Origin of the sequence: Streptomyces sp. NPDC026672 (assembly GCF_040638185.1) — a bacterium.
In the GTDB taxonomy this organism is placed as follows: domain Bacteria; phylum Actinomycetota; class Actinomycetes; order Streptomycetales; family Streptomycetaceae; genus Streptomyces.
This window is the reverse complement of sequence record NZ_JBEZXS010000013.1, coordinates 132,978-153,339: the sequence shown is the minus strand read 5'-3', so window position 1 is coordinate 153,339 and position 20,362 is coordinate 132,978. Positions and strand designations below refer to the sequence as shown.

The following is a 20,362-nucleotide window of genomic DNA, read 5'->3' as shown; positions in this document are numbered from 1 at the left end:
GTACGGACATTCACTCGTACGGGTCGCCCAACGCGCCCCGGTTGACGAACCTCCCTAGCGTGAGGCGCATGAGCAACACTCCGCGCACCCGTGCCGTCCTCGGCTGCACTCTGCTGGTGACCGCCCTCGGCGCGGGCGTCACCGCCTGCGGCTCCGACGGCAACCCCCTGTCGGCCAAGCCGTACGACGCGGCGGGCCAGGTCACCTTCAACGGCCCCACCGAGAACGGGAAGAGGGCCGATCCGGACAAGCCCCTGGAGGTCACGTCCAACGGCGACGGACGCATCATCGACGTCACCGCCGTGGACGCCACCGGACGCCATGTGGCGGGCGAACTGGCCGCCGACGGCAGCCGCTGGCACAGCACCTCCCCGCTGGCCGCCGACGCCCACTACACGGTGCGCATCAGCACGGAGGACGAGGACGGAGCCCAGGGCCGCAAGGTCCTCGCCTTCGACACCAGCAAGGTCACCACCAAGAAGACGCTGGACGTCACCTTCGGGCCCACGGCGGGCGAGTACGGCGTCGGACAGCCCATCACCGCCGAGCTCAACCAGCCGGTCAAGGACAAGGCCCAGCGCGCCCTGGTGGAGCGCGCCCTGCGCGTCGACTCCGTGCCCGCCGTCCAGGGCTCCTGGTACTGGGTGGACGACAAGCAGCTGCACTTCCGCCCCCAGGAGTACTGGCCCGCCCACGCCACCATCACGGCGCACAGCAACCTGGAGGGCATCAAGGTCGGCGACCGGCTGCGGGGCGGCAAGGCCAAGGACCTGAAGATCACCACGGGCGACCGCGTGGAGGCCGTCACGGACGCGGCCACGCACTCGATGACGGTCTACCGCAACGGCGCCGAGATCAACACCATCCCGGTCACCACGGGCAAGCCCGGCTTCGAGACCCGCAACGGCGTCAAGGTCGTCCTGGAGAAGCAGTACTTCGTACGCATGCGCGGAGAGACGGTCGGCATCGCCGAGGGCACCTCCGAGTCGTACGACCTGCCCGTCTACTACGCGACCCGGGTGACCTGGTCAGGCGAGTACGTCCACGCCGCCCCCTGGTCCGTCGGCTCCCAGGGCTACGCCAACGTCAGCCACGGCTGCACCGGCATGAACACGAGCAACGCCGAGTGGTTCTACGACACCGTCCGCGCCGGCGACGTCGTGAAGGTCGTCAACTCGTACGGCGACACGATGGAGCCCTTCGGCAACGGCTTCGGCGACTGGAACCTCGACTGGGCCAAATGGCGCACGGGCAGCGCCCTCACCGGCGCGGCAACCCCGAACACGGCAACGGAACAGGCAACGGCGAGGCTCCAGCCGACGGCCATGTAGAGCGCCCGTAGGGGCGCGGGGCTGTATCGATGTGCAGCTTCGCCGCGTGGGCGCGATCAGCCACGACGAACCGGCACTCGCAGGCGAACCCCGCGCCCCTACCCCTTAGGCGCTCTGCAACTTCTTCTTCCGCAGCAGAGAGGCGAGGGAAGCCGCGAACTCCACCGGCTCCACGGGCGACGTCACGGCGGCGTCGGCCCGGCTCCACGTGGCCAGCCACGCGTCCTGCGGCCGCCCGATGAGCAGCAGCACGGGCGGGCAGTTGAACACCTCGTCCTTGATCTGCCGGCACATCCCCATGCCCCCCATCGGCACGGCCTCCCCGTCCAGGACGCAGAGGTCGATCCCGCCCTTGTCCAGCTCACGGAGGACGGCGGCCGGGGTGGCGCACTCGACGAACTCGACCAACGGGGCGTCAGGTGCCGGCCTGCGCCCGGTGGCCGTCCGCACCTGCTCGCGGGTATTGGAGTCGTCGCTGTAGACCAGCACCGTGGCGGTCGGCTGCATTGTTCCTCCGAGACGTCGGCGTCCTACGGACAGGGCCCGTTCGAGGCGGATGTTACTCCCACGAACCCCACGTCAACACCGGTCCGGCGGGCAGAGACACTCCGAACGGCACCCCCCGGAGTGAGGGCGGGATAAGCGACCGACATAATGTCGGTCGTGGCGACAGCAACGACAGTAGAAACCGGGCACGCGCACCCGTCGGTCAACCGGCCGAACCTCACCAGCGTCGGAACCATCATCTGGTTGAGTTCCGAGCTGATGTTCTTCGCGGCCCTCTTCGCGATGTACTTCACCCTGCGTTCGGTGACCGGACCGGATCACTGGAAGGAGATGGCGCACGCGCTCAACGTGCCCTTCTCCGCGACGAACACCACGATCCTGGTGCTCTCCTCGCTCACCTGCCAGCTCGGCGTGTTCGCCGCCGAGCGCGGTGATGTGAAGAAGCTCCGCGGGTGGTTCATCGTCACCTTCATCATGGGTGCGATCTTCATCGGCGGTCAGATCTACGAGTACACCGAGCTGGTCAAGAAGGACGGCATCTCGCTGTCCTCCGACCCCTACGGCTCGGTGTTCTACCTGACCACCGGCTTCCACGGCCTGCACGTGACGGGCGGTCTCATCGCCTTCCTGCTGGTCCTCGGCCGCACCTACGCGGCCAAGAGGTTCACTCACGAGCAGGCGACCGCGGCCATCGTCGTGTCCTACTACTGGCACTTCGTCGATGTCGTCTGGATCGGCCTCTTCGCCACGATCTACTTGATCAAGTAATCGGCGCGCCGCACGACGGCCACCGATCCATCCCTGAAGCATCGACGCAGAAGATCCTGACACCGGGGTAATCCGTGAAAAAGCTCTCCGCACGACGACGCCATCCGCTGGCGGCGGTCGTCGTCCTACTCTTCGCGCTGGCGGCCACTGGGGGGCTGTACGCCGCGTTCGCGCCCGCGGGCAAGGCGCAGGCCGATGAAACCTCCCAGTCCCTGACCATCGAGGAGGGCAAGAAGCTCTACTCGGTCGGCTGCGCCAGCTGCCACGGCACCGGTGGGCAGGGCTCCTCGGACGGCCCGAGCCTCGTGGGTGTGGGCGCCGCTGCGGTCGACTTCCAGGTGAGCACCGGCCGTATGCCGGCCTCCACCTCGCAGGGCGCGCAGGTCCCCAGCAAGAAGAACATCTACTCGCAGGCCCAGATCGACCAGCTCGCGGCCTACGTCGCGTCCCTGGGCGCCGGCCCCGAGGTGCCGACGAAGGAGCAGTACGGCCCCGAGGGCGCCGACATCGCCAAGGGCGGCGAGCTGTTCCGCACCAACTGCGCGCAGTGCCACAACTTCACGGGCAAGGGCGGTGCCCTCACCAAGGGCAAGTACGCGCCGACCCTGGAGAACGTCGCACCGAAGCACATCTACGAGGCCATGCAGACCGGCCCGCAGAACATGCCGTCCTTCCCCGACACCACGATGTCGGAGAAGAACAAGAAGGACATCATCGCGTACCTGAACGCGGTCAACAGCGACAACACCGTGAACCCCGGCGGTCTTGAACTGGGCGGCCTCGGGCCGGTCAGCGAGGGTCTGTTCGCGTGGATCTTCGGACTGGGCGCACTGGTCGCGGTCGCCGTCTGGGTCGCCGCTCGGACCGCAAAGGCCAAGAAGTCATGAGTAGCCAAGACATTCCAGAAGAGAACCTGCCCGCTGAGCAGGCCGCCGCGCACGGCGCGGTGAGCGTCGCGGACGAGAAGGACCCGTTCGCGGACCCGGGACTCCCGCCCCACGAGCACCGGATCCAGGACATCGACGAGCAGGCCGCCCGGCGGTCCGAGCGCACCGTCGCCCTGCTGTTCACGGTGTCGATGCTGGCCACCGTCGGCTTCATCGCCTCGTACGTGACGATCCCGCACGACAAGTCGATCTTCGTCTTCCCGATCGGTCACATCAGCGCGCTGAACTTCGCGCTGGGCCTGACGCTCGGCCTGGCGCTGTTCTGCATCGGCGCGGGCGCGGTCCACTGGGCTCGCACCCTGATGTCCGACGTGGAGATCGCCGACGAGCGGCACGCGATCGAGGCCGCACCGGACGTCCGCGCCAAGGTCCACGAGGACTTCCGGCAGGGCGCCAAGGAGTCGGCGCTCGGCCGCCGCAAGCTGATCCGCAACACGATGTTCGGCGCGCTCACCCTGGTGCCGCTGTCCGGCGTCGTCCTGCTGCGCGACCTCGGCCCGCTGCCCGGCACCTCGCTGCGCCACACGCTGTGGTCGAAGGGCAAGCTCCTCGTCAACATGAACACCAACGAGCCGCTGCGTCCCTCGGACGTGGCCGTCGGCTCGCTGACCTTCGTCAAGCCCGAGGGCCTGGAGGAGGCCGACGAGGAGTTCCAGACCGAGATCGCCAAGGCGGCCGTGATGATCGTCCGGCTCCAGCCGGACAACATCAAGGACAAGCGCGAACTCGAGTGGTCGCACGAGGGCATCGTGGCGTACTCGAAGATCTGCACCCACGTGGGCTGCCCGATCTCGCTGTACGAGCAGCAGACGCACCACGTGCTGTGCCCGTGCCACCAGTCCACCTTCGACCTCGCCGACGGTGCCCGAGTGATCTTCGGCCCCGCCGGTCACGCCCTGCCGCAGCTGCGCATCGGCGTGAACGACGAGGGCTACCTCGAGGCGCTCGGCGACTTCGAGGAGCCCGTCGGTCCTGCCTTCTGGGAGCGCGGATGAGCACCAACCAGAACACCGAGTCCCGCGCACGCGGGAAGGCACCGGCCGGCGAGCGCGTCGCCGACTGGGCCGACGGCCGGCTCGGGATCTACTCCCTGGCCAAGGCCAACATGCGCAAGATCTTCCCCGACCACTGGTCGTTCATGCTGGGCGAGATCTGCCTCTACAGCTTCATCATCATCATCCTCACGGGTGTGTACCTGACGCTGTTCTTCCACCCGTCGATGAACGAGGTGGAGTACCACGGCAGCTATGTCCCGCTCCAGGGACAGCTGATGTCCGAGGCGTTCAACTCGACCCTGCACATCTCCTTCGACGTGCGCGGTGGCCTGCTCATCCGGCAGATCCACCACTGGGCCGCGCTGATCTTCCTCGCCGGCATGTTCGTGCACATGATGCGCGTGTTCTTCACGGGCGCGTTCCGCAAGCCGCGTGAGATCAACTGGCTGTTCGGCTTCCTGCTGTTCGTCCTGGGCATGTTCACCGGCTTCACCGGTTACTCGCTCCCGGACGACCTGCTCTCCGGCACCGGTGTCCGCTTCATGGAGGGCGCGATCCTGTCCGTGCCGATCGTCGGCACGTACCTGTCGTTCTTCCTCTTCGGCGGCGAGTTCCCGGGCGGCGACTTCGTGGCCCGCTTCTACTCGATCCACATCCTGCTGCTGCCGGGCATCATGCTCGGCCTGGTGGTCGGCCACCTGATCCTGGTCTTCTACCACAAGCACACGCAGTTCGCGGGCCCCGGAAAGACCGAGAAGAACGTCGTCGGCATGCCCCTGCTGCCGGTCTACATGGCCAAGGCCGGAGGCTTCTTCTTCCTGGTCTTCGGTGTGATCGCGGCCATCGCGGCCGTCGCGCAGATCAACCCGATCTGGGCCATGGGCCCCTACCGTCCGGACCAGGTGTCCACCGGCGCCCAGCCCGACTGGTACATGGGCTTCTCCGAGGGCCTGATCCGCTTCATGCCGGGCTGGGAGATCAACTTCTGGGGCCACACGCTCGTCCTGGGCGTGTTCATCCCGCTGGTGATCTTCCCCCTTGTCCTGGTCGCGATCGCCGTCTACCCCTTCATCGAGTCCTGGGTCACCGGCGACAAGAGCGAGCACCACATCCTGGACCGCCCGCGCAACGCCCCGACCCGCACCGGCCTCGGTGTCGCCTGGATGACGGTGTACCTGACGCTGCTCGTCGGCGGCGGCAACGACCTGTGGGCCACGCACCTCCACCTGTCGATCAACGCGGTCACCTGGTTCGTCCGGATCTTCGTCTTCGTCGGCCCGGTCCTCGCGTTCATCGTCACCAAGCGGATCTGCCTCGGCCTCCAGCGCCGCGACCGCGACAAGGTGCTGCACGGTCGCGAGACCGGCATCATCAAGCGGCTGCCGCACGGTGAGTTCATCGAGGTCCACGAGCCGCTCAGCCAGGAGCAACTGCACACGCTCACGGCCCACCACCAGTACGAGCCGGCCGCGATCGGTCCGACGGTCGACGAGAACGGTGTCGAGCGCAAGGTGAAGGGCTCGCAGAAGCTCCGCGCCAAGCTCGGTGACGCCCTCTACGGCGAGGACAGCCAGATCCCCAAGCCGACCGTCGAGGAGTACAAGGAGATCACCAGCGGCCACGGCCACCACTGATCGTCCGCATCGCCACACCACGGCAGGGGCCCCGTCCGAACACCGGACGGGGCCCTTCGCCGTGTCCGGGCCTGGATAGGGTGGAGCCGTCAGGAACCCTGTCCCGCACCCACACGCGCGGGACGACACCACCCAGGAGCGGCTGATGAGCGCTGTGACCCCCGCTGGAGGCGACACCGCGGCGGGCCGTTCCTGGCCCGGAGTGCTGAACGCCCTGCTCGACGGCCACGACCAGAGCGCGGACGCGACCGCCTGGGCGATGGACAGCATCCTGCGCGGCGAGGCGACCGACGCGCAGATCGCCGGGTTCGTGGTGGCGCTGCGCGCCAAGGGCGAGACGGTGGAGGAGATCACCGGACTCGTCCGCACGATGTACGAGCACGCCAATGTGATCGAGGTGCCCGGCCGGACCATCGACATCGTCGGGACGGGCGGCGACGGCGCGAAGACGGTGAACATCTCCACGATGTCGTCGATCGTCGTCGCCGGCACGGGCGCCAAGGTCGTCAAGCACGGCAACCGCGCCGCGTCCTCGGCGTCGGGCTCCTCGGACGTCCTGGAGAAGCTCGGCGTCAATCTGAACCTGCCCCTGCCGCGGGTCCCCGAGGTCGCCGAAGAAGCCGGGATCACCTTCTGCTTCGCGGTGAAGTTCCACCCGGCGCTGCGCCACGTGGCCGCCGCCCGCGGCCAGTTGGGCATCCGTACGACCTTCAACGTGCTCGGTCCGCTGACCAACCCGGCGCGGGTGCGGGCCCAGGCGGTCGGGGTGGCCGACCCCCGGATGGCGCCCATAGTGGCGGGTGTCTTCGCCGAGCGCGGCAACTCGTCCCTGGTCTTCCGGGGCGACGACGGGCTCGACGAGCTGACCACCACCGCCACCTCCCGGGTGTGGGTCGTGCGCGACGGCAAGGTGAGCGAGGAGGTCTTCGACCCGCGTGACGTCGGCGTCGAGCTGGTACCCGTGGAGGCGCTGCGGGGCGCGGACGCCGCCTACAACGCCGAGGTCGCCCGGCGGCTCCTGGCCGGCGAGACGGGCCCGGTGCGCGACGCGGTGCTGCTCAACTCGGCCGCGGCCCTCGTCGCCCTCGACCCCGGCCCCGGCAGCCTCGCCGAGCAGCTGCGCGCGGGGATGGCGAAGGCCGCCGAGTCGATCGACTCCGGGGCGGCCGGGCGGACGCTGGAGCGCTGGGTGGCGGCCAGCAACGCCTGACACCGGCACGCTCGCGCGCGAGGCGCGGTCCACCATCCGGACCGCGCCTCGCGCGTCGAGATCGTGTGGCAGGATGTCCGGCAGGTCATGAGCGACAGCCATTCGGCCCCGGCCGGCTGTCCGGCAACCCTCCGTCCGTGGCGGGGTGCCCCGGGTGAGGACCAGGCCGCAGGCAGCGAGGTCTGCGGCAAGCGCGGACCCCTCGTGTTCACCAGGGGTCCTGGTCGTCGAGGGAGCCTTCCGTGAGCAAGCGAATGCGTTAGGGCCGCCGAGCCCCGCCTCCGCGCACCCCTTTTCCCCTTTCTCCGTGCTGGAGCCCTCCGCGCTCGCACGGTGCTTTCGCCTCGCCTCTCACGGGAGTCCGCCATGTCCGTCTCCACCGTTGCCGCCGACCCGTCCGTGTGCGCCCCGCTGCCCGTCCTGGGCCGGGACGTCACCGTCCCGCTCGTCACCGGCGGCGAGGTCACCTACGCCGCGCTCGACTACGCGGCCAGCGCCCCGGCCCTCCAGCGGGTCTGGGACGACGTCGCCGCGTACGCGCCGTACTACGGCAGCGTCCACCGCGGCGCCGGTCACCTCTCGCAGCTGTCCACCGACCTGTTCGAGAGCGCCCGCGCCACCGTCGCCGAGTTCCTCGGCTGCCGGCCCGCCGATCAGGTGGTCTTCACCCGCTCGACCACCGACTCGCTGAACCTGCTGGCCGCCGTGCTCCCGGACGACTGCCGGGTCTACGTCTTCGAGACCGAGCACCACGCCTCGCTGCTGCCCTGGCCGGACGCCCGGGTCACCGTCCTGGACGCCCCGCGCACCCCGGAGCAGGCCGTCAGCGCCCTGGAACGCGCCCTCGCCGCCCACGACCCGCGCACCCCCGCGCTGGTGTGCGTCACCGGCGCCTCGAACGTCACCGGCGAGCTGTGGCCCGTGCGCGAGCTGGCGTCCGCGGCCCACGCGCACGGCGCCCGGATCGTCCTCGACGCGGCCCAGCTCGCCCCGCACCACCCGGTGTCGGTCACGGACCTGGACGTCGACTGGGTCGCCTTCTCCGGGCACAAGCTGTACGCCCCGTTCGGCTCCGGCGTGCTCGCCGGACGCGCCGACTGGCTCGGGGCGGCCGAGCCCTACCTCGCGGGCGGCGGCGCCAGCCGGCGGGTCGCCCGGCGGGCGGACGGGGGAGTGGAGGTGGACTGGCACGACGGCGTCGCCCGCCACGAGGCCGGCTCCCCGAACGTCATCGGCGCCCACGCCATCGCGTCGGCCTGCAAGGCGCTCACGGAGGCCGGCTTCGACTCGCTCGTCGCCCGCGAGCGGCAGCTCATCGCCAGGGTGCGGGCGGGCCTGGCCGAGGTGCCCGGGGTGCGGATCCTGTCCCTGTTCGGGGACGACGCCCCCCGGGTCGGGGTGATCTCCTTCGTCGTGGACGGCTGGAACAGCTCCCACTTCGCCGCGGCGCTCTCCGCCGAGTACGGCATCGGCGTGCGGGACGGCCTCTTCTGCGCCCACCCCCTGCTCCGCACCCTCCTGGACACGGCCCCCCGGACCCCGGCCGAGTGCGGCGCCGACCCCCTGAACGCCGTCCGGGCCAGCTTCGGCGCCGGCACCCCCGACGAACACGTGGACCGCTTCCTGACGGCGGTCCACGAACTCGTCACCAACGGCGCCAGGTGGACGTACAGGACAGAAAACGGCCGCTGCGTCCCGGCGACGTGAGCACAGCGCGCCCCGCAGGCGACCGGGCGCCGCAACCCCGGGTTCCTAGGAATCCAGCCCGATGGCGAACGCGGCCTCCAGGTCATGCTGCGAATACGTACGGAAAGCGACATGCGTGTCCGTCGCCTCCACCCCCGGAATCCGGCTGATCCGCCCGGGAATCACATCGGCCAGATCCTCGTGCTGCCGCACCCGCACCATGGCGATCAGGTCGTACGTCCCGGTCACGGAGAACACCTCGCTCACCGACTCCAGCGAGGCGATCTGTTCCGCGATCTCGGGAATCCGGTCCACGCTGGTCTTGATGAGCACGATCGCGGTGATCACGGCTGGTTCTCTCCCTCGGGAGCCGGAGCTGGGGCGGCCTTCACTCTAGTCGCCCGCCCGAACCGTCCCCAGGCGAAGACGAAGCCCAGCGAGAAGCCCACGAGGTGGGCGAGGTAGGCGACGCTGGGCCCGGACGGCGCCCGCCCCGCGGCCAGCCACTGGAGCGCCGCCCAGATCGGCAGCACCACCCACGCGGGGAACCGCAGCGGCAGGAAGAAGAGGAACGGCAGGAGACTGGTGACGCGCGCGCCGGGGAACAGGTACAGGAACGCGCCGAGGACCGCCGAGATCGCCCCGGACGCGCCCACCAGCGACTGCTGGGAGGTGTCGTTGGCGGCCGCGTAGCCGAGCAGTGCCAGATAGCCGCAGCCGACGTAGAAGAGGGTGAACCGCACGCGGCCCATGCGCTCCTCGGTCATCGCGCCGAAGACGTAGAGGAAGAGCATGTTGCCGAGCAGATGCACCCAGCTGCCGTGCACGAACAGTGCCGTGGCCGGGGTGAGGGCCTCGCGGGCCGGTCCGTCGAAGAGGTTCGCGGGGACCACGCCCCAGCGGTGGAAGTACGCCCGCTGCGCCGCCACCAGCGCGTCGCCGGAGCCGTACGCCGGATTGAGCCCCGCCGCCGGGCCCATCACGAAGATCAGACAGCACAGGCCGATCAGGGTGTACGTCATCGGCGCCGAGGCGCCCCGGGGGCTCAGAAGGGTCCTGCCGGCCACCCTGCTCCAGTTGCTGATCATGAACACAGAGCATGACGTAACGGGATGCAGTCCTACAGACCGCCTCGCCGCCGTGGACGGACGGGCGGCGAGTACCCGCCAGGCCGTAGGGTTACGAGCCACACGCGCCGGGGAGACGGCGCGTCACGGACACTAGAAGGAAGCGAACAGCCACGATGCCGGTTCCCCTGCCGACCGCCGCGACGCGGTGGCGCTGCACCCTCTGCGGCAACCTCACGCGCTTCGACGTGACGCGCGCCTCGAAGGTCGTCGAGTACGTCCACCTCGACCTGGCCGGTGAGCCGAAGGTCGAGGAGCGCGAGGTGCTCAGTGAGACCATCGATTCGGTGCGCTGCCGTTGGTGCAACGCGGTGGACCAGGTGGAACTCGTGGACAGGCCGGGCGCCGACTCCTGAGCCAGGGAGCGGCCCCGCACAGGTGATGGGGTGTGACGGATGGTGGAGACCACAGGCGGGGGGCCGGGCGACGGCACCGCTGAGGTGCTTGACCGTCCGCTGCCGGACGGTGTGCGCCGGCGTGTCGTGCAGATCGTCTCGGACGGCTTCGGCGGCCTGACGGTCGCCGAACTGCCCGCCCAGCTGCGGCAGTACGCCCGCTTCGCCCCGAACCGCCGGGCCAAGTTCGCCGGCAACGCCATGGCCGCGGCGCTGGAGACCGACACGCTGTTCCGGCAGCGCATCGGCGAGAAGCTCAGAGAGGCCCAGCCGGAGCTGGCCGGCGCCCTCGACTCCGGCTCGCCGCCCCCGGCCGCGGATCCGCTCGACGTGGCGGCCGCGGCCTACGTGCTGCGTCCCGTCGGCTGGGTGAAGCTCGTGACCGCCGCCGGCGAGGAGGCGATGCGGGCCGACGCCGAGCGCGCCGACGAGGAGAGCCGCGCGGAGCTGGAGCGGCTGCGCGAGGAGCTGGACCGGGCCCGCGAGCAGATCCGCGGCGAGACCGAACGGCTGCGCGGGGAGCTGGAATCGGCCAAGAAGGAGACCGAGGCGCTGCACCGCAAACTGCGCGCCGCCCTCAGCGACGTCAAGCGCGGCGAGGCCGCCCTGCGCAAGGTGCAGGGCGAGATCGAGGCCGTACGGACCGAGGCGCAGGCGCAGGTCTCCACGGCGGAGAGCGAGGCCAGACGGCTCAAGTCCCGTCTGGGGGAGGCCGAGGCGGCCCTGGAGGCGACCCGGCGGGCGGCCCGCGAGGGGCGCAGCGTCGAGGACATGCGGATGCGGCTGCTGCTCGACACGATGCTCGACGCGGCCCAGGGACTGCGCCGGGAACTGGCGCTGCCGCCCGTCTCCGTGCGCCCCGCGGAGACGGTGGACGCCGTCGAGCCGGGCCGGATGACCCCGAAGGACATCGCCGCGCGGGCGCTGTCGGAACACGACCCCGCGATCCTCGACCAACTGCTCGCGCTGCCGCAGGCGCACCTGGTCGTCGACGGCTACAACGTCACCAAGACCGGCTATCCGCAGATGCCGCTGGAGAAGCAGCGGCTGCGGCTGCTGGGCCAGCTCTCGCAGCTCGCCGCGCAGACCGGTGCCGAGGTGACCTGCGTCTTCGACGGCGCCGAACTGGCCGCGCCCGTGCTGCTCGCGCCCCCGCGCGGGGTGCGGGTGCTGTTCTCCAAGCCGGGCGTGACCGCCGACGAGCTGATCCGCCAGCTGGTGCGCGCCGAGCCGCCGGGGCGGCCGGTGATCGTCGCCTCGACCGACCGCGAGGTGGCCGACGGGGTCGCGAAGGCGGGTGCCCGGCCCGTCGCCTCTGCGGTGCTTCTCAAGCGACTGTCGTGAAAGGCGAAGGTGCGCGGGTTTTGCCCGAATTGGCCCTTCCGTTGCGCCACCCCCTGTCAAGTGGGCGTCACGCCATGTGAGTTGTGGGCAAAGAATGGCTGGTGTGACGAGATTTTTCGCGTGAGGATTTGAACTGATCACAGCGAGGTCACTAGGGTCTGGCCTCGAACCTCCACACGGGTGATCACTCAAAAGAAGGAGCCCGTCTCCGTGGCGTCCCACCGTCGACCCAAGCAGCCGAGCCGCACACGCGTGACCGTGCTGACCACCGCCGCAGCCGCCGCCGTCGCGCTGAGCGCACAGGCCGCCAACGCCGCGCCCAGCGAGAAGCTGAGCAAGGACGAGGTCAAGGCAAAGGTCGACACGCTCTACGAGCAGGCGGAGCAGGCCACCGAGAAGTACAACGGGGCCAAGGAGAAGCAGGAGAAGCTCCAGAAGGAGATCTCCACCATCCAGGACAACGTGGCGCGCGGCCAGGAGGAGCTCAACGAGCTGCGCGACGGCCTGGGTTCGATGGCCACCGCCCAGTACCGCTCGGGCGGCATAGACCCGTCCGTCCAGCTCTTCCTGTCGTCCGACCCGGACGACTACCTCGACAAGGCGTCCACGCTCGACCAGTTGAGCGGCCAGCAGGTCGAGGCCCTGAAGAAGATCCAGGACAAACAGCGCGAACTCGCCCAGGAGCGGGCAGAGGCCACCGAGAAGCTCAAGGACCTCTCCACCACCCGGACCGAGCTGAACAAGAAGAAGAAGGAAGTCCAGGGCAAGCTCGCCGAGGCCCAGCGGACGCTCAACACCCTGACGGCCAAGGAGAAGGCGGCCCTCGCCGAGGAGCAGAGCCGCGCCAGCCGCTCCTCCGCCGAGCGCGTCGACCTCGGCAACGTCCCCTCCGCCTCCGGCCGGGCCGCCGCGGCCTTCTCCGCCGCCCAGGGCATGATCGGCAGGCCCTACAGCTACGGCGCCACCGGCACCGCGACCTTCGACTGCTCGGGCCTGACTTCCTGGGCCTACGCCCAGGCCGGCGTCAGCATCCCGCGCACCTCCGAGTCCCAGGCCAACATCGGCACGCGCATCTACAGCCAGAGCGACCTGCGCGTCGGCGACCTCGTCTTCTTCTTCAACGACATCCACCACGTGGGCCTGTACGCGGGCAACGGCCAGGTCCTGCACGCGCCGCGCACCGGCACCGTCGTGCGCTACGAGTCGATGAGCACCATCGGCGGCCCGTTCATGTTCGGCGTCCGCGTCTGACGACCCCCTGAAACCGGATCGCGAAGCGCCCGAACGGGCGAATCGCGGAAACCGGAACTGACTCCACGCCCCGCCGGTGACCTGCGTCAGCGGCGGGGCGTCACGTTGCGTGGCCGCCGAGGTCTTTGGCCGCCGCGTGTCCGCGCGGTTACTGTCTGGCGCGCTCCCCTCACGCCGGGCCCCCTGTCCGGCCGCCGGGAAGCGGCAACTGTCCGCCAGCGGAAGGAACGCGGCTTCCCGTGGGGTCTCATCGTCGCCTTGCACCGTCCGGGTTCGAGCGGGGCGCCGGCGCGGCAGCCCTCAGCGTGCTGTCCGCGGCGGCAGCCGCGCTCGGCGCCGTCCCGGCCACCGCCGCCCCGCACCCCGACACCCGGGCCGAGGTGGACCGCCTCTACGAGGAGGCCGAGAACGCGACCGAGGCGTACAACAAGGCGGCCGAGCACGCCGAGACCCTGCGCGAGCAGATCGGCCACGCCCAGGACCGCATCGCCCGCCGGCAGCTCACGGTCAACTCCCTGCGGGAGAAGCTCGGTTCACTGGCCGGAGCGCAGTACCGCTCGGGCGGCGTCGATCCGTCCGTGGCCCTGCTGCTGTCCGCCCGCCCCGACGACTGGCTCGACCGGGCCGCCCTGCTCGACCGCATCGGCGCCCACGAGGCGGGCGAACTGCGCGACCTGCGGTCGGCGCTGCGCGAACTCGCCCAGGAGCGCGCCGAGGCCACCGGAAAGCTGGCCGACCTGGAGGAGAGCCGCACGGCCGTCGCCGCCCACAAGCGGACCGTCGAGAAGAAGCTCGCCAAGGCCCGCCGGCTGTTCGACTCGCTGCCGTGGGCGGAGCGCGCCGCCTACGCACGGGCCTCCCGCGACGGCCGCCAGGGCCTGCCCGGCCTCGGCGCGGGCGCCCCCGACTCCCGGGCCGCCGCCGCGGTCGCCGCCGTCCGCTCCGCCCTCGGCCGGCCCTACGTCTGGGGCGCCAGCGGCCCCTCCGGCTTCGACTGCTCCGGCCTGATGCAGTGGGCGTACGGACAGGCCGGCGTCCAGCTGCCGCGCACCTCGCAGGAACAGCGGTACGCGGGCCACGGCGTCCCCCTCTCCCAGGCCCGCCCCGGCGATCTGGTCGTCTACCGCTCCGACGCCAGCCACGTCGGCATGTACGTCGGCGGCGGCCAGGTCATCCACGCCCCCCACCCGGGCGCCCCCGTGCGCTACGACCCGGTCGGCATGATGCCGATCTCCTCGGTGACCCGGGTCTGAGCGCGGGCCGGGGGCCGTACGATCGGCGAATGGCTGGTCGTCGGCGGGCGGGGCGCCCCGGGGTCGCGGGACTCGGTCTGCTGCTCGGTCTGCTGCTCGTCCCGCTGACCGGATGCGGCGGACCGCGCACCGCCGACCCCGCGCGGGCCGAGGTCCAGCACGTGCTCGACGTGCGGTCCGCCGCGCTCCTGCGCCACGACCCGGCCGCGTACGGCACGACGGGCACCCGGGACACCTACGACCGGCTGCGCGCGGTGCCGCTGGAGTCCTGGTCGTACCGGCTGACGGCGCTGCGCCGCGACGGCGCCTCCGCCACCGCCGACGCCCGGCTCAGCTACCGCGTCCGGGGCTACGACCGGGCCCCCGTGACCACCGCCCGCCGCCTCACCCTGCGCACCACCGCCGACGGGCACTGGTACGTCACGGCCGACCGGCCCGCAGGCGGTACGGGCGAGCAACTGTGGGACCAGGGCACGGTGAGCGCCGTCCGGGGCACGTACGGCCTCGTCCTGGGCGTCGGGCAGTCCACCTCCGCGCTGCGGGCCTACGAGCGGCTCGCCGACCGCGCCGTCCCGGCGGTGTCCGGGGCCTGGGGCACCGACTGGGCCCGCCGGGTCGTCGTCCTCGTCCCGCGCTCCCTCGACGGCATGGCCGGGCTCCTCGGCTCGCACGCCTCCTCGTACCGCGGGATCGCCGCCGTCACCACCGGCGAGGTCGGCACCTCGGGGACGACACCCGCGGACCGGATCATCGTCAATCCGGAGGCGTACGCCCTCCTCGGCGACGCCGGCAAACAGCTCGTCCTCACCCACGAGACCACCCACGTGGCCACCCGCACCCACACGAACGCGGCCACCCCGCTGTGGCTGTCCGAGGGCTACGCCGACTGGATCGGCTACCTCGGCAGCGACCGCACCCCCGTCCAGGCCGCCCCCGAGCTGTCCCGCGCCGTGCGCGACGGCGACCTGCCCGAGGACCTGCCCGCCGACGGGGACTTCGGCTTCACCACCGACGCCGGCCGCCTCGCCCGCGCCTACGAGGGCGGCTGGCTGGCCTGCCGGATGATCGCCGGGCAGTGGGGCGAGGCCCGGCTCGCCGCCTTCTACCGGGCCGTGGGCGCCCACGGTCGGCGCGCGGGCGCCGTCGAGGACGCCCTGCGCACCGTCCTCGGGACGACCCCGGAGCGGTTCCGGGAGCAGTGGCGGGCCTACCTCCGCGACCAGCTCGGCTGAGCGCTCCCCGTCAGGGGACCACCGGGGTCTCCTCGGCGCGGGCCGGCCCCTCCGCCGCGGGTTCGGCGGACGGCCGTGCGACCGTGGAGCGCCACAGCAGACGGGCCGCGGCGATCGCCGCCGCCACCAGGAGGCCGTTGCGCACGAACAGGAGCGTGACGCCGTAGCCGTCGCTCGCCACCACATGGGTGAAGCCCAGCGGGAACTCCAGGGTCGTGACCAGGGCCGTCGGCAGGAGCAGCAGCGCGGGCACGGTCATCCGGCTCGCCCGCGAGCACAGGCACACCGCGCCCAGGCCCAGCAGCCACACCAGGTACTGGGGGCTGATCACCCGGCTGGTCACCGTGAACAGCAGCACCGCCGTGAACGCCGCGTCCGCGAGCGTGTGCGGGGCGAACCGCGTCGCCCGCCACCGCCACAGCAGCAGCCAGCCGAACGCCGCCCCCGTGAGCGCCAGCGCCGCGTCGCTGACCACACCGACGTACGGGCCGACGAACTCCACCGAGCCGTAGTTCAGCAGCACCTCGCCGCGCCAGCCGGTGTGCCGGGCCACGTGGAAGACCAGGGCGCCCAGCGACTCGACCTCCGTGCCCCGCTCCCGCTGGAAGGTGAGGAACGCGAACGCGCCCGGCATGGCCAGCGCGAACAGCGCCGCCGTCCCGGCCGCCGCCAGCGCCGCCGACGTCCACGCCCGGCGCCGCACCGCCCCCACCAGCAGCAGCGCCGGCCACACCTTCACCATCGCCGCGAAACCCGCCAGCGCGCCGAGGAGCCGGGGCCGCCGGGCGCCGGCGAGGAGCGCGGCCACCGCCACGGCCGTCACCAGCACGTCGTAGCGGGCGTAGGCGGTGGGCCCCAGCAGGGGCAGCCCGGCCGCCCACAGCCACGCGCCGCGCAGGCCCCTGCCCGGGCGGCGGCCCGTGCGGCACAGCAGCACCAGCACCGTCAGGTCGGCGAGACAGACCAGCACGGAGAACGCGGTGGGGTAGGCGAGGAAGGGCAGCAGGGCGGGCGCGAGGATCGCCAGCGCGGCGGCGGGCGGATACTGCCAGGTCACGTCGTCCAGCGGGAACGTGCCCTGGCGCAGCACCTCGTACCAGCCCCGGTAGATGACCGACACGTCCGTCGTGACGTCCGCGCCCGGGAAGACCCACACCCGCAGCACGAGGAGCAGCAGCACCAGTCTGGTCGGCACCCAGAGCGCCACCGGTCCCGCCGGCGTCCCGCGCGCACCCGCGACGTCCACCTGAGCCCCCAGTCCCTCGCCCTCGTGTCCGGTCCCGCGGGCCATGATGTCCCGTCGGGCCGCGCACGGCCCGCAGACGCACCCGGGCGGCGACCGCGAGCGCCCCGGACACGGGCCGACCGGTAGGGTCGGCGGCGATGCACAAGACCCTGATCGTGACCAACGACTTCCCGCCCCGCCCCGGCGGCATCCAGGCGTTCCTGCACAACATGGCGCTGCGCCTCGACCCGGAGCGGCTGGTCGTCTACGCCTCCACGTGGAAGCGCGGCCGGGAGGGCGCCGAGGCCACGGCCGCGTTCGACGCCGAGCAGCCCTTCACCGTCGTACGGGACCGCACCACGATGCTACTGCCCACGCCCGCCGCGACCCGCACGGCTGTGCGGCTGCTGCGCGAGCACGGGTGCACGTCGGTGTGGTTCGGCGCGGCGGCCCCCCTCGGGCTGATGGCACCGGCGCTGCGTGCCGCTGGCGCCGGACGGCTGGTCGCCACGACCCACGGCCACGAGGCGGGCTGGGCCCAACTGCCCGCCGCGCGCGGGCTGCTGCGCCGGATCGGCGAGTCCACGGACACGATCACCTACCTCGGCGAGTACACCCGCTCCCGGATCGCGGACGCGCTCACCCCGGCCGCCGCCGCGCGCATGGCGCACCTGCCGCCCGGCGTCGACGAGAAGACCTTCCACCCCGACTCGGGCGGCGCCGAGGTGCGCGCCCGGCTCGGGCTGAGCGAGCGGCCCGTGGTGGTGTGCGTCTCGCGGCTGGTGCCCCGCAAGGGCCAGGACACCCTGATCCGGGCGCTGCCCCGCGTCCTCGCCCGGCACCCCGACACGGTGCTGCTGATCGTCGGCGGCGGCCCCTACGAGAAGGACCTGCGCCGCCTCGTCGCGGAGACCGGTCTCGCCGCCTCGGTCCGCTTCACCGGCGCGGTGCCCTGGGCGGAGCTGCCCGCGCACTACGGGGCGGGCGACGTCTTCGCCATGCCCTGCCGCACCCGGCGCCGCGGACTCGACGTCGAAGGGCTCGGCATCGTCTACCTGGAGGCGTCCGCGACCGGGCTGCCCGTGGTCGCCGGTGACTCCGGCGGGGCGCCCGACGCGGTGCTCGACGGGGAGACCGGCTGGGTCGTGCGCGGCGGTTCGCCCGAGGAGGCCGCCGACCGGATCGTCGCACTGCTCGACGACCCCGAACTGCGCCACCGCATGGGGGAGCGGGGCCGGCGCTGGGTGGAGGAGAAGTGGCGCTGGGACCGACTGGCGGAGAACCTGAAAACCCTGCTGTGATGCAGCGCCCCGTCAGGGGCGCGGGGCCGTGTCGGTGTGCCACAACGCATCCGCACCCGCGAACGCTGATCAAGTGGCACCCCAGAAGGCGCACCTACTTCGAATAGATCGCCTCGATCTCCCCGGCGAAGTCCTTCGCCACGACGTTCCGCTTCAGCTTCAGCGACGGCGTCAGATGCCCGGAGTCCTCCGTGAACTGGGCCCCCAGGATGCGGAACTTGCGCACCGACTCCGCCTTGGACACCGCCGCGTTGCCGTCGTCCACGGCCGTCTGGATCGCCGCGATCAGGTCCGGGTCCTCACGCAACGACGCCACAGAACCGCCGGCCGGCTTCCCGTGCTCGGCGGCCCAACGGCCCAGGAACTCCTCGTCGATGGTGACCAGCGCGCCCACGAACGGCCGCCCGTCGCCCACCACCATGCACTCCGCGACCAGCGCGTGCGCCCGGATGCGGTCCTCGATCACGGCCGGGGCGACGTTCTTGCCGCCCGCGGTGACGATGATCTCCTTCTTGCGGCCGGTGATCCGCAGATAGCCGTCCTCGTCGAGGGTGCCGATGTCACCGGTGTGGAACCAGCCGTCGGCGAGCGCCTCGGCGGTCGCGGCCTCGTTGTTCCAGTAGCCGGTGAACAGGTGCTCGCCGTGCAGCAGCACCTCGCCGTCGTCGGCGATGCGGATGACCGAACCCGGCAGCGGCTGCCCGACCGTGCCGATCTTCTGCCGGTCCCAGGGGTTGAACGCGGTGGCCGCGCAGGACTCGGTCAGGCCGTAGCCCTCCAGGACCGTGAAGCCGATGCCGCGGAAGAAGTGGCCCAGCCGCTCGCCCAGCGGGGCGCCGCCGGAGATCGCGTACTCGCCCTTGCCGCCGAGCACCGCGCGCAGCTTGCCGTAGACCAGCTTGTCGAACGTCTTGTGCTTGATCTTCAGGCCCAGCGACGGACCCGACGGGGTGTCCAGCGCCTTGCTGTAGGCGATCGCGGTGTCCGCGGCCTTGTCGAAGATCCGGCCCTTGCCGTCGGCCTGCGCCTTGGCGCGCGCCGAGTTGTAGACCTTCTCGAACACCCGCGGCACGCCGAGGACCAGCGTCGGCCGGAACGCGGCCAGTTCGTCGGTGAGGTTCTTGATGTCCGGGACGTTGCCCAGCTTGATCGGCGCCATCATCGGAGCGATCTGCACCAGCCGCCCGAAGACGTGCGCGAGCGGCAGGAACAGCAGCACCGAGCACTCGCCGGTGCGGAACAGCGGGCGCAGCCGCTCCACGATGTTGCCGCACTCCGCGAAGAAGCTGCGGTGGGTGAGCACACAGCCCTTGGGACGGCCGGTGGTGCCCGAGGTGTAGACGATGGTCGCGGGGTCGTCGGCCCTGGCGAGCGAACCGCGCTCCTCGACGGTCGCGTCGGCGACGTCGCTGCCCAGCCGGCCCAGCTCGCCCACGCCGTCGGCCTCGATCTGCCAGACGTGCTTCAGCTCGGGCAGCCGGTCGCGCACCGACTCGACGGCCGCCGCGTGCCCGTCCAGCTCCACGACGCAGGCGGTGGCGCCGGAGTCCGCGAGGATCCACTGCACCTGCTCGGGCGAACTGGTCTCGTACACCGGTACGGTGACCGCGCCCGCGCTCCAGATCGCGAAGTCGAGCAGTGTCCACTCGTAGCGCGTCCGCGACATCAGGCCGACCCGGTCGCCCGGCCGGATTCCGGAGGCGATGAACCCCTTGGCGGCGGCGTGCACCTCGGTCAGGAAGTCACGGGCCGTCACGTCCTGCCAGACACCGCCCGTCTTGCGGGCGATGACGGCCACGTCCGGGTGCTGCGCGGCGTTTCTGCGGACGATGTCGGTCAGATTGCCGTCCGCAGGGACCTCGTACAAAGCCGGAAGGCTGAACTCGCGCAAGACTGCTGCTCCTCATAGGGCGCCGGCGCCACGACGTCGTGTGATGCGACGGTCCGGTCCACGGCGGGCGGATGCTCCGGGCGACCCACCGTGGGTCTCGGTCCCGGTGACCGAAATCCGGAGCACGACTGGACTGCCCGGACGTTACCCGTCGGTATGGTGTCTTCGACAGGGGGATCCGGCGAGATGTTCGCTGCGTCACACGGATGGGGACGGACGGGGGGCTGTTCCTTGGCGCACAGTAGTCCACGCCTTTCCTGACTGG

The 20,362-nt window shown here is 71.5% G+C and carries 18 protein-coding genes and 1 riboswitch; of the genes, 13 read left to right on the top strand and 5 right to left on the bottom strand.

All coding sequences use genetic code 11. The features are described 5' to 3' along the window. Positions 1-68: 68 nt before the first annotated feature. Positions 69-1,331 (top strand): Ig-like domain-containing protein, encoded by a 1,263-nt coding sequence (locus AB0F77_RS17725; RefSeq protein ID WP_361948709.1) that lies wholly within the window; start codon positions 69-71, stop codon positions 1,329-1,331. A gap of 105 nt (positions 1,332-1,436) precedes the next feature. Here the strand turns inward: AB0F77_RS17725 and AB0F77_RS17720 are convergent, their stop codons facing one another. Next, entirely contained in the window at positions 1,437-1,838 is a 402-nt protein-coding gene (locus tag AB0F77_RS17720; RefSeq protein WP_361948706.1) for a hypothetical protein, read from the bottom strand. Between the two features lie 147 nt (positions 1,839-1,985). On the opposite strand from AB0F77_RS17720, the gene AB0F77_RS17715 reads away from it, so the two are divergent. The 6 genes from AB0F77_RS17715 (at position 1,986) to AB0F77_RS17690 (ending at position 9,099) form a co-directional block, all read left to right on the top strand. Next, positions 1,986-2,606: a heme-copper oxidase subunit III gene (locus AB0F77_RS17715; protein WP_361948703.1), complete on the top strand. Its 621-nt coding sequence runs from the start codon at positions 1,986-1,988 to the stop codon at positions 2,604-2,606. A gap of 74 nt (positions 2,607-2,680) precedes the next feature. Beyond that, complete coding sequence (locus AB0F77_RS17710) at positions 2,681-3,493, top strand: cytochrome c (RefSeq protein WP_361948701.1); 813 nt, start codon at positions 2,681-2,683, stop codon at positions 3,491-3,493. Continuing rightward, positions 3,490-4,548: a Rieske 2Fe-2S domain-containing protein gene (locus AB0F77_RS17705; RefSeq protein WP_361948698.1), complete on the top strand. Its 1,059-nt coding sequence runs from the start codon at positions 3,490-3,492 to the stop codon at positions 4,546-4,548. The genes AB0F77_RS17710 and AB0F77_RS17705 overlap by 4 nt, the downstream gene beginning before the upstream one ends. After that, positions 4,545-6,182: a cytochrome bc complex cytochrome b subunit gene (locus AB0F77_RS17700; protein ID WP_361948695.1), complete on the top strand. Its 1,638-nt coding sequence runs from the start codon at positions 4,545-4,547 to the stop codon at positions 6,180-6,182. The genes AB0F77_RS17705 and AB0F77_RS17700 overlap by 4 nt, the downstream gene beginning before the upstream one ends. A 145-nt stretch (positions 6,183-6,327) precedes the next feature. Continuing rightward, positions 6,328-7,392: an anthranilate phosphoribosyltransferase gene (gene trpD, locus AB0F77_RS17695; protein ID WP_361948692.1), complete on the top strand. Its 1,065-nt coding sequence runs from the start codon at positions 6,328-6,330 to the stop codon at positions 7,390-7,392. Positions 7,393-7,475: 83 nt separating this feature from the next. Then, positions 7,476-7,592, top strand: a riboswitch (SAM riboswitch). Between the two features lie 166 nt (positions 7,593-7,758). Next, positions 7,759-9,099, top strand: a complete 1,341-nt coding sequence (locus AB0F77_RS17690; protein WP_361948689.1) for an aminotransferase class V-fold PLP-dependent enzyme — start codon at positions 7,759-7,761, stop codon at positions 9,097-9,099. A gap of 45 nt (positions 9,100-9,144) precedes the next feature. On the opposite strand, the gene AB0F77_RS17685 is transcribed toward AB0F77_RS17690, so the two are convergent. Both AB0F77_RS17685 and AB0F77_RS17680 read right to left on the bottom strand, forming a co-directional pair. Next, positions 9,145-9,426 carry an Lrp/AsnC ligand binding domain-containing protein gene (locus AB0F77_RS17685; protein WP_361948686.1) on the bottom strand — a complete coding sequence of 94 codons (282 nt, stop codon included), beginning with the start codon at positions 9,424-9,426 and terminating at the stop codon, positions 9,145-9,147. Then, entirely contained in the window at positions 9,423-10,166 is a 744-nt protein-coding gene (locus AB0F77_RS17680; protein ID WP_361948683.1) for a rhomboid family intramembrane serine protease, read from the bottom strand. The genes AB0F77_RS17685 and AB0F77_RS17680 overlap by 4 nt, the downstream gene beginning before the upstream one ends. 155 nt (positions 10,167-10,321) lie before the next feature. Here AB0F77_RS17680 and AB0F77_RS17675 point away from each other — a divergent pair, with 155 nt between their 5' ends. The 5 genes from AB0F77_RS17675 to AB0F77_RS17655 all read left to right on the top strand — a co-directional run bounded on the left by AB0F77_RS17675 (position 10,322) and on the right by AB0F77_RS17655 (position 15,680). After that, the gene (locus AB0F77_RS17675; protein ID WP_361948680.1) at positions 10,322-10,561 is read left to right on the top strand and encodes a hypothetical protein; all 240 of its coding nucleotides are present in this window, start codon (positions 10,322-10,324) and stop codon (positions 10,559-10,561) included. Positions 10,562-10,600: 39 nt separating this feature from the next. Beyond that, on the top strand, positions 10,601-11,944 hold the full coding sequence (locus AB0F77_RS17670; protein ID WP_361948677.1) for an NYN domain-containing protein: 1,344 nt from the start codon (positions 10,601-10,603) through the stop codon (positions 11,942-11,944). A gap of 210 nt (positions 11,945-12,154) precedes the next feature. Then, positions 12,155-13,195, top strand: a complete 1,041-nt coding sequence (locus tag AB0F77_RS17665) for an NlpC/P60 family protein (protein ID WP_361948674.1) — start codon at positions 12,155-12,157, stop codon at positions 13,193-13,195. Positions 13,196-13,434: 239 nt separating this feature from the next. After that, positions 13,435-14,448 (top strand): NlpC/P60 family protein, encoded by a 1,014-nt coding sequence (locus AB0F77_RS17660; RefSeq protein WP_361948672.1) that lies wholly within the window; start codon positions 13,435-13,437, stop codon positions 14,446-14,448. 29 nt (positions 14,449-14,477) lie between these two features. Continuing rightward, positions 14,478-15,680, top strand: a complete 1,203-nt coding sequence (locus AB0F77_RS17655) for a hypothetical protein (protein ID WP_361948669.1) — start codon at positions 14,478-14,480, stop codon at positions 15,678-15,680. Between the two features lie 10 nt (positions 15,681-15,690). Here AB0F77_RS17655 and AB0F77_RS17650 read toward each other — a convergent pair whose 3' ends face one another. Further along, on the bottom strand, positions 15,691-16,971 hold the full coding sequence (locus tag AB0F77_RS17650; RefSeq protein WP_361948666.1) for a glycosyltransferase 87 family protein: 1,281 nt from the start codon (positions 16,969-16,971) through the stop codon (positions 15,691-15,693). A gap of 92 nt (positions 16,972-17,063) precedes the next feature. Between AB0F77_RS17650 and AB0F77_RS17645 the strand changes: the two genes are divergently transcribed. Beyond that, positions 17,064-18,206, top strand: coding sequence for a glycosyltransferase family 4 protein (locus AB0F77_RS17645; RefSeq protein WP_361948663.1), 1,143 nt, complete (start codon positions 17,064-17,066; stop codon positions 18,204-18,206). Positions 18,207-18,300: 94 nt separating this feature from the next. On the opposite strand, the gene AB0F77_RS17640 is transcribed toward AB0F77_RS17645, so the two are convergent. After that, entirely contained in the window at positions 18,301-20,097 is a 1,797-nt protein-coding gene (locus AB0F77_RS17640) for an AMP-dependent synthetase/ligase (protein ID WP_361948660.1), read from the bottom strand. Positions 20,098-20,362: the final 265 nt, after the last annotated feature.

Excerpts from the sequence above, each read along its gene's own strand:
- AB0F77_RS17700 (WP_361948695.1), top strand. The coding sequence starts at position 4,545 with ATGAGCACCAACCAGAACACCGAGTCCCGCGCACGCGGGAAGGCACCG.
- AB0F77_RS17725 (WP_361948709.1), top strand. The coding sequence starts at position 69 with ATGAGCAACACTCCGCGCACCCGTGCCGTCCTCGGCTGCACTCTGCTG.
- AB0F77_RS17680 (WP_361948683.1), bottom strand. The coding sequence starts at position 10,166 with ATGATCAGCAACTGGAGCAGGGTGGCCGGCAGGACCCTTCTGAGCCCC.
- trpD (WP_361948692.1), top strand. The coding sequence starts at position 6,328 with ATGAGCGCTGTGACCCCCGCTGGAGGCGACACCGCGGCGGGCCGTTCC.
- AB0F77_RS17720 (WP_361948706.1), bottom strand. The coding sequence starts at position 1,838 with ATGCAGCCGACCGCCACGGTGCTGGTCTACAGCGACGACTCCAATACC.
- AB0F77_RS17675 (WP_361948680.1), top strand. The coding sequence starts at position 10,322 with ATGCCGGTTCCCCTGCCGACCGCCGCGACGCGGTGGCGCTGCACCCTC.
- AB0F77_RS17650 (WP_361948666.1), bottom strand. The coding sequence starts at position 16,971 with ATGGCCCGCGGGACCGGACACGAGGGCGAGGGACTGGGGGCTCAGGTG.
- AB0F77_RS17705 (WP_361948698.1), top strand. The coding sequence starts at position 3,490 with ATGAGTAGCCAAGACATTCCAGAAGAGAACCTGCCCGCTGAGCAGGCC.
- AB0F77_RS17670 (WP_361948677.1), top strand. The coding sequence starts at position 10,601 with ATGGTGGAGACCACAGGCGGGGGGCCGGGCGACGGCACCGCTGAGGTG.
- AB0F77_RS17715 (WP_361948703.1), top strand. The coding sequence starts at position 1,986 with ATGTCGGTCGTGGCGACAGCAACGACAGTAGAAACCGGGCACGCGCAC.
- AB0F77_RS17655 (WP_361948669.1), top strand. The coding sequence starts at position 14,478 with ATGGCTGGTCGTCGGCGGGCGGGGCGCCCCGGGGTCGCGGGACTCGGT.
- AB0F77_RS17690 (WP_361948689.1), top strand. The coding sequence starts at position 7,759 with ATGTCCGTCTCCACCGTTGCCGCCGACCCGTCCGTGTGCGCCCCGCTG.
- AB0F77_RS17645 (WP_361948663.1), top strand. The coding sequence starts at position 17,064 with ATGCACAAGACCCTGATCGTGACCAACGACTTCCCGCCCCGCCCCGGC.